The sequence below is a fragment of the Methylomonas sp. Kb3 genome, assembly GCF_002834115.1.
Classification (GTDB): Bacteria; Pseudomonadota; Gammaproteobacteria; order Methylococcales; family Methylomonadaceae; genus Methylomonas; species Methylomonas defluvii.
Window position 1 is genome coordinate 1 of record NZ_PIZT01000027.1, and the last position, 11,212, is coordinate 11,212.

An 11,212-nucleotide genomic window follows, 5' to 3' on the forward strand; every position below is an offset into this window, starting at 1 on the left:
CGCGAGGAATTGCTGGCATTATGCAGCCTGGATACTAAGGGTATCTTGGCTAAGATTCAGGCGGTTTGTGCGTAAATCTGGAGGTTAGAAATGGAGAGATTGAGAAACAAGATTCGGGATATTCCGGATTTTCCAAAACCCGGCATTATCTTCAAAGATATAACACCACTGGTCAAAGACCCAGCCACATTACGTCTAGCGGTCCATCAACTGCTACATCCTTTCTTAGGCCGCGACATCACCGCAGTGGCCGGCATGGAAGCACGCGGCTTTATTTTCGGTTCGCTGGTGGCCTGGGAACTGGGTATTCCGTTTATCCCACTCCGCAAACCCGGCAAACTACCTTATGATGTACAAAGCGTTTCTTACGACCTGGAATACGGCTCGGCTGAACTGGAAGTGCATATCGATGCAGTGGACAGTAACGACAAGGTGTTGTTGATCGACGATCTATTGGCCACTGGCGGCACCGCCAAGGCTAGTTGCGAACTGATCGAAAAGCTGGGCGCTACCGTGGTAGCCTGTGCTTTTGTGGTGGAACTGGATTTCTTACAAGGGCGGGAAAAACTGGGTAACTACGAAGTGCATGCCTTGCTACATTACTGAGAAATACTACAGAGACGCCTCCCTGCGTCTCTTCAAACAAATTTAACGGCGATTAAGCGGTCTTTTTTTTTTACTCATTTGGTCCATTTTGTCGGAGGCTTTTTCAAATTCCAAAGCAGCATTATCGAACGATTTGGACATGCTATCGAACGCCGCACTACTGGGCTTTACATTGCCAGGAACTACCTCAATGCCATTTTGCACGTGACCGGGTAGTTTTTTGGCCGTATCGGCTTTTGGTTTTTGCGTCGCACTAGTTTCTTTAGGCTTTGCTGAAGAAATTTCACCAACATCGACATCCGCGTCTATATCGAGATCGTAGTCAGTCGAATTACTCTTGCCGTCATTAATCAGGTTCTTGCGATATTGCAAAAATGACTCACGGGTAAACACATAAGGATCCAACGCTGCTTCGTCGATAAAATTCAACGCGCCTTCGGCATTCGCCCTATCGTTAATCCCTTCTACAATACCGGTACCCGGCACGTAAGTTCCTGGATTGGCGGCTTTATCCACCACAATTGCCGCGCCGTCACGCACCGTAGTCGGCCCCAAAACCGGCAGCACCAAATAAGGGCCTTGATCGACCCCCCAGACCGCGAGCGTTTGCCCAAAATCCTCAACATTATTTTGCAAGCCTAGATCGCTGGCCACATCAAACAAACCGAGCAGACCCACCGTGGAATTGGTCAGGAACCGCCCAGTATCGGAAGCCCCTTGTTCAAACTTACCTTGCAGAACATCGTTCAAAACAACATTGATACCTTTAAGATTGGTAAAAAAATTGCTAACTCCAGTTTGCATGAAATTAGGCGTTACAGTCTTATACCCATTAGCGATAGGCTTCAGCAAATGCTTATCCAAGCCCATGTTAAAACCGTACATGGAGCGATTGAATCCCTCGTAAGGATCCGCTGCGTCTGACTTAGCTTTAGACGCTCTGTTAGCATCGACCGGATGCTTATCCGTGGTAGCACACCCGGTTACCGATAATGCGCTTGAAAATAACACCACCCAAAACAGGGATGCCTGGCTGCTGCCTTGATAACGAGGGCTATACATTACTGACGATTCCTAACAAACTTATTGCTTTGCGTAACTTTCAATTTTCTCAGTGATTTTAACGATCAAGGCATCAAAACCATCACGGCTTAATACACTAGTGTAATCCGATCTTTTCAATGCCAAATCACTGACGCCATCGGCTATTATATTGATAATTTGCCAGCCATCGTCTTTTTTCTTCATCATATAATCGAACTTGACATCCTTTTCGCCGGGAATATGCAAGTTGGTATGAATCACCACGCCCCCCCTACCGGTCTCCTCTTCAGAAGCAAAGGTAAACGATTCGCCCGAATAGTCTTTAAAGTTATGAGCATATGCCGACACACTAAGCTTGCTGAATACGCTTTCCAGTTTATTCTGCTGCTCCGTTGTCAACTCTTCCCATTGCTTGCCCACCACGATTCTGGCGATTTTAGGCAAATCATGGCTCTTTTTTACCGCCACATCCAGTTTGTCGTAGCGCCCTTGAAAGCCAAGCTCTTTGCCGGCTTTCATTACGCTCAGCAGCTGATTTTGAAACTCTTCGACAACCTGACGAGCAGAAATCTCTTCAGCATTAGCCAAGGACGACAGACAGACAAGCATTAGCAAACTAAGACTGAAATACAATTTTTTAAACATAATCGTTATAAAAACCTGTTAATTGAGGATGACTTACAGGGTTAGTCTTAAGACTCTACTTTTACCGGAATCTCGGAAATTGCCGACTTTTTGAAAGAAGCAACAAACTCAGGCTGCTTTTCAGCAACCATTTCGCCGGAGGTTTTGGGACCACGCACCGCTGCCCACAAAGCTTTCAATGGATGCGCCAAGGTATCCTCAACCGCTGTTGCTTCGTAGCCGCAATGCGCCATGCAATTAGCGCATTTAGGATTTTTCACCGTACCGTATTTGTCCCAAGGCGTGTCATCCAGCAACTCTTGAAAAGAATTAGCATTACCTTCGTCAGCCAACAAATAGCAAGGTTTTTGCCAGCCGAATACGTTGCGCGTTGGATTACCCCATGGCGTACAGTCGTAATTCTGATTGCCGGCCAGATAATCCAAATACAGCGACGAATGGTTCAATTTCCACTTACGGTTCTTGCCGATTTTGAAAATACCGCGAAACAGGTTTTTAACGTCAAGACCTTTAATAAACACGTCCTGCTTAGGCGCGCGCTCGTAGCTGAATCCAGGCGCAATAGTGACGCCCTCTACACCCAACTCCATCGCGTAATCCAAAAACTCCGCCACTTCTTCCGGGGTTTCACCTTGGAACAGGGTGCAGTTGACGGTAACCCTGAAACCTTTACTCAAGGCTAATTTGATCGCTTCGACAGCGATGTCGAAAACGCCTTCCTGGCAAACGGAAGTATCATGCCGCTCTTTTAAACCATCCAGATGCACGGAAAAGGTCAAATAAGGCGATGGCGTGTAATCGTTAATTCGTTTTCTTAACAGCAAGGCATTGGTGCAAAGATAAACAAACTTCTTTCTAGCAACGATACCGGCCACAATCTGCGGCATTTCTTTATGAATCAAGGGTTCGCCGCCTGGAATGGACACCATCGGTGCGCCGCATTCATCAACCGCAGCCAAACACTCCTCAACAGAAAGCCGCTTGTCGAGAATATCATCGGGATAATCGATTTTACCGCAGCCCGCGCATGCTAAATTGCATCTGAACAGGGGCTCCAGCATCAAAACCAAAGGATACTTTTTTACACCTTTGATCTTTTGCTTGATCAGATAACTACCTACAGCCAATTGCTGACGTAAAGGAACACTCACAGCATTATTCTCCAAAAACTATCACGACATCCAGCGACCACAGCTGTTACAAAAAAACAACAGCCGCAAACCGATAACCATCCTAGAAGTGACACCTGCTGCGGCCAATTTAGACCATCAATTAGGCTCGAGGCGCACAATTAGATGTGGTCAGAATACCACTTTCCAACAACATACTCCAGATAAAATACGCAAAAAACAACAAGAACATGCGCACATTTCCTGAAAGCCACACAAAGCCGCTTAGCAACCACAAAAAAGCCTAACCCCTAAAAAACCATAATTATTTTTCTAAAACAACAACAAAGATCAGAAACATGAACTCATATATTGCTTTTGCCAGCACCATTTCGACAAATTTGCCATAAAGCAACATCACTTTGCAAAACACCAACAAACAGTCTATCATTTGGGCAACTAATAGTTAGCCTTGATACAGATGAACGGATCTCAAACACTAATCAATAATCCGGAGTTGCTCAGACAACTAGCCGACGCCGAACTGCAAGCCACCTTGCTTGAAGGCGTGTCGCGCACGTTTGCGCTAACTATCCCGCAACTCCCGGATGAACTGTATCCGGCTGTGGCGAATGCTTATTTGCTATGCCGGATTGTCGACACCATAGAAGACGAAATATCCCTTAGTGCCGAACAAAAGAAATACTTTTGCAGCGCTTTTATAGACATAGTCAAGACCGGCAATAACGCAGATGTATTCAGCGCCGAGCTGGCTCCACTGCTCTCTGAGCAAACCATTCCGGCCGAACATAGCCTGATCCAGCTGGTGCCTCGCGTGATTGCCATAACCCGCTCACTGGACGCTCCGCAAATAGAAGCCCTGGCGTGTTGCGTGGAAACGATGGCGAACGGCATGCCGGTCTATCAGGCGTTGGATTTACATGCCGGTTTGAAAACCCTGAAAGACATGGACGACTACTGCTACTACGTAGCCGGCTGCGTCGGTGAGATGTTGGCAAAGTTGTTCTGCCATTATTCTCCGGAAATAGCCGCGCATCGCGAAGAACTATTGAGGCTCTCAGTCTCCTTTGGTCAAGGTCTGCAAATGACCAATATCCTGAAAGATATTTGGGACGACGCCAAACGCGGCGTATGCTGGTTACCGCAAGACATTTTCACCGAAACCGGTTTCAATCTGGCCGAGCTGACGCCGGAAACCGACGACGAGCGTTTCCGCCTCGGCCTGAGCCATCTGGTGGCTATCGCTCACGGGCATTTGCAAAATGCATTAACTTACACACAACTCCTGCCCAGCCACGAAACCGGCATCCGCAACTTTTGCCTTTGGGCGCTGGGTATGGCCGTACTGACCTTGAAGAAAATCAAGGCAAACCTTAATTTCAACGAATCGAATCAGGTCAAAATCAGCCGTAATAGTGTGAAAGCCACTATTGTCGCGACCAAATTGACCGTGCGCAGCAATTTGCTGCTATCCCTACTGTTTAACCTGACCAGCCGTAATTTGAAATCGCCGGATTGGCACTATTCACCTATATCGCACACTGGACAATAAGGAATCACTATGTTTACTGAAGCCCATATAGATACCAGCAGCCACGACACGAACAATACCAGCAGCAGTAAAAGCGGCCTTGGCTTACTGAATGCCGCTATCGCACGCGCCCAGGAAAAATTACTTAGCCTGCAAAGCCCGGAAGGTTATTGGGTATTTGAGCTGGAAGCCGACTGCACTATCCCGTCCGAATACATCATGATGATGCACTACCTGGACGACATCGATGAAGAATTGCAGCGCAAAATGGCCGTTTACCTGCGCAGCCGCCAGGCCGAAGACGGCAGCTATCCGCTATTTACCGGCGGCCCCGGCGACATCAGCGGTAGCGTCAAAGCTTATTACGCCTTAAAAATGGCCGGCGACGCCATCGATGCGCCGCATATGGTCAAATTAAGAGAGTGGATACTCAGCCAAGGCGGTGCGGCGCGCGCCAACGTCTTCACCCGAATCGCACTGGCGATATTCGAACAATTACCCTGGCGCGGCGTGCCGTATATTCCGGTGGAAATTATGCTGCTGCCCAGCTGGTTTCCGTTTCATCTGGACAAAGTATCCTATTGGTCGCGCACCGTGATGGTACCGCTGTTCATCATGTGCACCCTAAAGGCTAAAGCCAAAAATCCGCACAAGGTCAACGTCCTGGAATTGTTTGTCGTTCATCCGGACGAGGAAAAACATTACTTTCCAGAACGGACTCTGCTGAATAAATTCTTCCTGGGCCTGGATAAACTGGGCCGCGTTACCGAGCCGTTGATTCCACAACGCATGCGCGAACACGCCATTCAAAAAGCCGTTGATTGGTTTACCGAACGCCTGAATGGCGAGGATGGTTTGGGCGGCATATTCCCCGCCATGGTTAACGCCTACCAAGCCATGTTGTTACTAGGCTTTCCAGCCGATCACCCTAACGTGGTGATCGCTCGCCAATCAATCGATAAACTGCTGGTTATCAAAGATGACTACGCCTATTGTCAACCGTGCTTATCGCCAGTTTGGGATACGGCACTGGCGGCATTGGCTCTGCAGGAATCCGACAAAACCGCTAACGCTCCGCAACTAAGCAAAGCTTACGAATGGCTCAAGAGCGTACAACTGTCTGACGAACCAGGCGATTGGCGTGTTCGCCGCCCTAATCTGGCTGGTGGCGGCTGGGCATTTCAATTTGCCAATCCGCATTACCCCGATGTCGACGATACAGCGGTTGTTGGCTTTGCGATGGCAGACTCCAATCTACCTGAATTGGACGAGTCCATTCACAGAGCGACACGCTGGATTGTCGGTATGCAATCGCAAAACGGCGGCTACGGCGCGTTCGATGTCGACAACACCTATTACTATCTGAACGAAATTCCATTCGCCGACCACGGCGCCCTGCTCGACCCACCGACTGTCGACGTCAGCGCCCGCTGCGCGATGCTGATGGCCCGAGTGGCGAAGGATCACGACGAATATTTACCAGCCCTGAAACGCACTATCGAATACATCCGCGGCGATCAAGAAGCCGACGGTTCGTGGTTCGGCCGCTGGGGCACCAATTATATTTACGGCACCTGGTCTGCCTTGCTGGGCCTGGAACAAACCGATGTACCGAAAAGTGACCCGATGTACACCAAAGCTGCGGCGTGGCTGAAAAGCGTCCAACGCGAAGACGGCGGCTGGGGTGAAGACAACTTGAGTTATCACGACGATAAGAAATTTCGCGGCCGCTACCATTTCAGCACCGCCTTCCAAACCGCTTGGGCCGTGTTGGGCTTGATCGCCGCCGGCGAAGTCCATAGCCAGGAAGTCAAAGCCGGCATTGATTTCCTGCTGCGCAGCCAGCAGGCGGACGGGGTTTGGAATGACCCCTGCTTTACCGCACCGGGCTTTCCAAAGGTGTTTTATTTGAAGTATCACGGCTATGACAAATTCTTCCCATTGTGGGCGTTGGCTAGATACCGTAACGAATTAGCCAAACAGTGACCATAGGAATTCTTGTTGCCTTACCGGAAGAGCTCTCCACCCTGACCCGCCTAAAGTTGGTCCAGGGTGATTGCGTCAGAATCGCCGACAACATTCTCCTGGCATTTGCCGGTGCCGGACCGGTCAATGCGGAGCGGGCCACGCGCCTGTTAATCGCCAAAGGCGCTAAAAAACTGATCAGTTGGGGCTGCGCAGCCGCATTGTCGCCGCAATTGAAACCGGGAGATCTGATGTTGGCCGAGCAACTGTTATCGGAGCAACAACAGGTGTTCGATACTGATCCGCGCTGGCGTAAGCGTCTGCACGAGTTGCTGGATAAGCAGTTTCCGATTTCCAATGGTAAGTTGGCTGAAAGCAGCCATATCGTCAGCAACAGTAGCGATAAGCACAAACTATACCGGCAGACCGGTGCGATTGCCTTGGACATGGAAAGCTGCGCCATGGCCAAAATTGCCGAGCAATCGAACTTACCTTGTCTGGCAATTCGTACGATTGCCGATCCGGTAAGCATGAGCCTACCCCAAGCGGTTACTCAGGCCCTAAATGGCCAGGGGCAGGTAGAAACCAGCAAACTCTTGCGTTTTTTGGCAACCCACCCATGGGAAGCGCCCAGTCTCATCAAGTTGGGCTTACATTTTCATGCCGCGCAAAAAACCTTGAAAATCATTGCCAAACAACTAAACGAAATCATCGTTTTTTAGCAGAAAACCGTGAATTATTGAAGGGTTAAGCAGCGGGAACATAGCGTAATCCGGAAATAAACCAAGCACTTACGAGGTATTACATGTCTTTTAGCATTGCCGATCTTTTTACTCAGCATTTCGACGAGAAATTCGATTTGCACGAGCATTATCTTAACAACCAGATGGTGCGCGTCTTACGCACTATCGGTTACGACAGAAACTATAAAAAAGCGATCGGCCAATATCTTTACGACGAAGACGGTAACGAATACCTGGACTTGCTGAGCGGTTTCGGAGTGTTTGCGATGGGACGCAACCATCCGACCATCATCAAAGCCCTGCAAGAAACCCTGACGCTGGAATTACCCAGCCTGGTACAGATGGATGTGTCCTTGCTCAGCGGCCTGCTGGCCAAAGAAATTCTGGCGACCTGCCCGGACAATCTGGAGAAAATGTTTTTCTGCAATTCCGGTACCGAAGCCGTCGAAGCGGCGATCAAATTCGCCCGCTACACCACCAAACGTTCGCGTATCGTGCATTGCGACCATGGCTACCACGGCCTGACGATGGGCTCATTGTCACTGACCGGCGAACACATCTTCCGCGAAGGTTTCGGCCCACTATTGCCGGAATGTACTTCCGTACCGTTCAATGACTTGGCCGCACTGGAACAAGCTTTGAGCAGCAAAGATGTCGCCGCTTTCATTGTCGAGCCCATCCAGGGCAAAGGCGTCAACATTCCGGACGACAACTACCTGCCGGAAGTCGAGCGTTTATGTAAAAAATACGGCACCTTGTTCGTGGCCGACGAAATCCAGACCGGCATAGGCCGCACCGGCAAGTTCTGGGCCATCGAGCACTGGGGCGTTAAACCGGACATGATTTTGATGGCCAAAGCCTTGTCCGGCGGCTTCATCCCTGTCGGCGGCGTCGCCATGACCACCCATATCATGGACACCGTGTTCAACCGCATGGACCGAGCCGTCGTGCATGGTTCAACCTTCTCTAAGAACAATATGGCAATGGCTGCCGGCCTGTCTGCCTTGCATGTGGTTCACGAAGAAAAACTGGTCGAAAACAGTGCCAAGGTCGGGGAAGACATCATAGCCACCATCAACGCGATGGCGCCAAAATACGAGTTCCTGAAGGAAGCGCGCGGCAAAGGTTCAATGATTGCCATCGAATTCCAGTCGCCGAAAAGCTTGGGATTGAAAGCCGCCTGGGCCATGCTGGAAGCCGCCAACAAAGGCCTCTTCTGCCAGATGATCCTGATCCCGCTGTTCAAGGAACATCGGGTACTGGCGCAAGTGGCCGGCCACGGCATGAACGTGGTCAAATTTTTACCGCCGCTGACGCTGACTCAAAAAGACCGCGATTGGATCGTCAATTCCGTGGAAAAAACCATTGCCGATACGCATAACGTCACCGGTTCGATCTGGACGCTGGGTAAAAACCTGGCCGGCCATGCTCTGAAAAACAAAAAATAAGGTGCCCTACATGAATTTTTTCAAACCCGCTTTGTTCGCCTTGGCACTGGTCGCCAGTAACAGCGCTTTCGGCCACGCCGTTGTCACGCACAATTCTTTAAAACTCAAACCCGTGCCGGTCAATTTGGCCAGTGACGTGGAATTATCGTTCAATTCCAAAGTGGAATTGGATTTATCGGAAGTATTCCTGGTCAGTGCCGGCGATAAAATGCAAACCATTACGGCCACGCCGGGCGAAAAACCCGGCCAAGTCTTGCTGCATCTACCAGCTTTGGAACCCGGCGAATATGCCATCAAATTAAAAATATTCGCCGCCGACGGTCATCTCAGCGAAGACCTGCTACGTTTTTTTGTCAAACAGGCTAAGTGATCCGCATGGAAGGCATTGCAAATTATTTAGACTCATTGATAGGCGGCGTCGATCTCACGTTTTATTCCATCACCATCGGTGGCTTACTGTGGGGCCTGTTAGTCCTGCGCCCCTGGCATGAAGAGGCGCTGTATAACTCGGCCTTGCTGAGCAAAACCGTCAACCTGATTCATTTCGGCAGCAAAGCCCTGGTCATCACCCAATTGTCGAAAATCGGCCTGAAAATATGGCTGATGGCCGTGACCTTGGGCAAATCGCCGTTCCCGGCGTTTTTCCAAACCGTGCAATTCCAGGCCGGTTTAGCGCGCGCTACCTGCGCTTTTATTTTGGCGGTGTTCATCCGGCAAGCGTTAAAAAGCAATCCACGCTCCAAACAATTCTGGGTGCTGTCCACGGCGATTATTGTGCCGCTGGTCATTTCCGCAGCCTGGTTGGTACACGGCGCCAGTCGTTTGGAGGATCGCGGCCTGTTAATGACGTTAACTGTCACGCATCAGATCGCTGCGGCCACTTGGGTAGGCGGCATATTTCAAATTCTGACGTTATGGGGCTTGAAAAAACGTAATGCCATAGCCGTTGAAGTTTGGCCTTTATTGCTGAAACGCTTCTCGGCAGTGGGCATCGGCTCAGTCGTCATATTGCTGGTCACCGGCACGCCGCTGGCCTGGTATTACATCCGCACTTTCCAAGGCTTCATCGGCGCTGGCTACGGCAATCTGTTATTGGTAAAAATCATCATGCTGGGCCTGGCATTAGGCTTTGCCTGGTTGAATCGGCAAGCCGTGAATGCCTATTTCACCAGCCGCAGCCTGTATGCCCTGACCGCGCGCGTGCCCTACTATATCGAAGCGGAAACCCTGATACTGCTGACTATCCTGTTCACTGCCGCCAGTTTGGCCTCGCAACCGCCCGCAGTCGACATTCCGCATTTAACGGCCAGTTTTGAAGAAGTCTTGAACATGTTTCATCCGCGCGTACCACGCTGGGAATCGCCGACTCACGAAGCCTTAATTGCCGGTGAAGCCGGACGGGTGGCCATCGTCGGTCAGATTCCGTCCGAGGCCGCTACCGCCTGGTCGGATTACAACCACAACATCTCCGGCATCTTCCTGGCGACCATGAGCTTCTTCGCGATGTTGTCGTTTTCTGATCGCTTCCATCGTTGGGCGCGCTTCTGGCCGGTGGGTTTCATGGCATTGGGCGTGTTCCTGTTTTTCCGCAGCGACGCCGAAAGCTGGCCGCTCGGCCCTATCGGTTTCTGGGAAAGCACGTTTAACAATGGCGAAATTCTGCAACATCGTATCGCCACTTTACTGGTATTCGTATTGGGTTTGATCGAAGTTAGAGCCCGTCTTAACAATAACAGCGGCTTCATGCCTTACATGTTTCCGTTGCTGGCGGCATTTGGCGGCATGATGCTGTTGGCGCATTCGCATGTCGGTTTCGAGGCAAAAACCGCCTTCCTGATTCAGGTCGGCCATACCATGATGGGCGTATTCTCGCTGATCCTGGCTTGCGGTCGCTGGCTGGAACTTAAGCTAGATTCGCCCGGTAAAAACGTAGCCGGATTTATTTCAGTGTTCGCTTTATTCCAGATAGGCGTCATCCTGATGTTCTATCGTGAACCCCTGTACTGATCATGAAACAGACTAACGAATTTCCGTTACTAGATACCATCCAGACTCCCGCCGACGTTCGGGCCCTGAAGCCTGAACAACTCGAACCCCTGG

The 11,212-nt window shown here is 50.3% G+C and carries 10 protein-coding genes; 7 read left to right on the forward strand and 3 right to left on the reverse strand.

The window, feature by feature from the left end; translation table 11 throughout:
• The first annotated feature begins 90 nt into the window (after nt 1-90).
• Complete coding sequence (locus CWO84_RS14165) at nt 91-606, forward strand: adenine phosphoribosyltransferase (RefSeq protein ID WP_101053357.1); 516 nt, start codon at nt 91-93, stop codon at nt 604-606.
• A gap of 42 nt (nt 607-648) precedes the next feature.
• Here the strand turns inward: CWO84_RS14165 and CWO84_RS14170 are convergent, their stop codons facing one another.
• The 3 genes from CWO84_RS14170 to hpnH are packed head-to-tail and all read right to left on the reverse strand — an operon-like array spanning nt 649 to nt 3,446.
• Complete coding sequence (locus CWO84_RS14170; RefSeq protein WP_101053359.1) at nt 649-1,668, reverse strand: VacJ family lipoprotein; 1,020 nt, start codon at nt 1,666-1,668, stop codon at nt 649-651.
• 21 nt (nt 1,669-1,689) lie between these two features.
• Nucleotides 1,690-2,295: an ABC transporter substrate-binding protein gene (locus CWO84_RS14175; protein ID WP_101053361.1), complete on the reverse strand. Its 606-nt coding sequence runs from the start codon at nt 2,293-2,295 to the stop codon at nt 1,690-1,692.
• A 47-nt stretch (nt 2,296-2,342) separates the two neighbouring features.
• On the reverse strand, nt 2,343-3,446 hold the full coding sequence (gene hpnH, locus CWO84_RS14180; RefSeq protein WP_101053363.1) for an adenosyl-hopene transferase HpnH: 1,104 nt from the start codon (nt 3,444-3,446) through the stop codon (nt 2,343-2,345).
• Nucleotides 3,447-3,885: 439 nt separating this feature from the next.
• On the opposite strand from hpnH, the gene CWO84_RS14185 reads away from it, so the two are divergent.
• From CWO84_RS14185 to CWO84_RS14210, 6 genes are all read left to right on the forward strand, one after another.
• Nucleotides 3,886-4,977: a phytoene/squalene synthase family protein gene (locus tag CWO84_RS14185; protein ID WP_033159605.1), complete on the forward strand. Its 1,092-nt coding sequence runs from the start codon at nt 3,886-3,888 to the stop codon at nt 4,975-4,977.
• A 9-nt stretch (nt 4,978-4,986) separates the two neighbouring features.
• Nucleotides 4,987-6,942 carry a squalene--hopene cyclase gene (gene shc, locus CWO84_RS14190; RefSeq protein WP_033159606.1) on the forward strand — a complete coding sequence of 652 codons (1,956 nt, stop codon included), beginning with the start codon at nt 4,987-4,989 and terminating at the stop codon, nt 6,940-6,942.
• Nucleotides 6,939-7,643, forward strand: a complete 705-nt coding sequence (locus tag CWO84_RS14195; RefSeq protein ID WP_033159607.1) for a phosphorylase — start codon at nt 6,939-6,941, stop codon at nt 7,641-7,643. Before shc ends, CWO84_RS14195 begins: the two co-directional genes overlap by 4 nt.
• An 83-nt stretch (nt 7,644-7,726) precedes the next feature.
• The gene (locus CWO84_RS14200; RefSeq protein ID WP_033159608.1) at nt 7,727-9,112 is read left to right on the forward strand and encodes an aspartate aminotransferase family protein; all 1,386 of its coding nucleotides are present in this window, start codon (nt 7,727-7,729) and stop codon (nt 9,110-9,112) included.
• Nucleotides 9,113-9,122: 10 nt separating this feature from the next.
• Nucleotides 9,123-9,482 (forward strand): copper resistance protein CopC, encoded by a 360-nt coding sequence (locus CWO84_RS14205; protein WP_033159609.1) that lies wholly within the window; start codon nt 9,123-9,125, stop codon nt 9,480-9,482.
• Between the two features lie 5 nt (nt 9,483-9,487).
• Entirely contained in the window at nt 9,488-11,119 is a 1,632-nt protein-coding gene (locus CWO84_RS14210) for a CopD family protein (RefSeq protein WP_051670568.1), read from the forward strand.
• Nucleotides 11,120-11,212 lie beyond the last annotated feature (93 nt).

Coding starts and splice junctions, on each gene's coding strand:
- CWO84_RS14205 (WP_033159609.1), top strand. CDS start 9,123: ATGAATTTTTTCAAACCCGCTTTGTTCGCCTTGGCACTGGTCGCCAGT.
- CWO84_RS14170 (WP_101053359.1), bottom strand. CDS start 1,668: ATGTATAGCCCTCGTTATCAAGGCAGCAGCCAGGCATCCCTGTTTTGG.
- CWO84_RS14210 (WP_051670568.1), top strand. CDS start 9,488: ATGGAAGGCATTGCAAATTATTTAGACTCATTGATAGGCGGCGTCGAT.
- CWO84_RS14175 (WP_101053361.1), bottom strand. CDS start 2,295: ATGTTTAAAAAATTGTATTTCAGTCTTAGTTTGCTAATGCTTGTCTGT.
- shc (WP_033159606.1), top strand. CDS start 4,987: ATGTTTACTGAAGCCCATATAGATACCAGCAGCCACGACACGAACAAT.
- CWO84_RS14185 (WP_033159605.1), top strand. CDS start 3,886: ATGAACGGATCTCAAACACTAATCAATAATCCGGAGTTGCTCAGACAA.
- CWO84_RS14165 (WP_101053357.1), top strand. CDS start 91: ATGGAGAGATTGAGAAACAAGATTCGGGATATTCCGGATTTTCCAAAA.
- CWO84_RS14200 (WP_033159608.1), top strand. CDS start 7,727: ATGTCTTTTAGCATTGCCGATCTTTTTACTCAGCATTTCGACGAGAAA.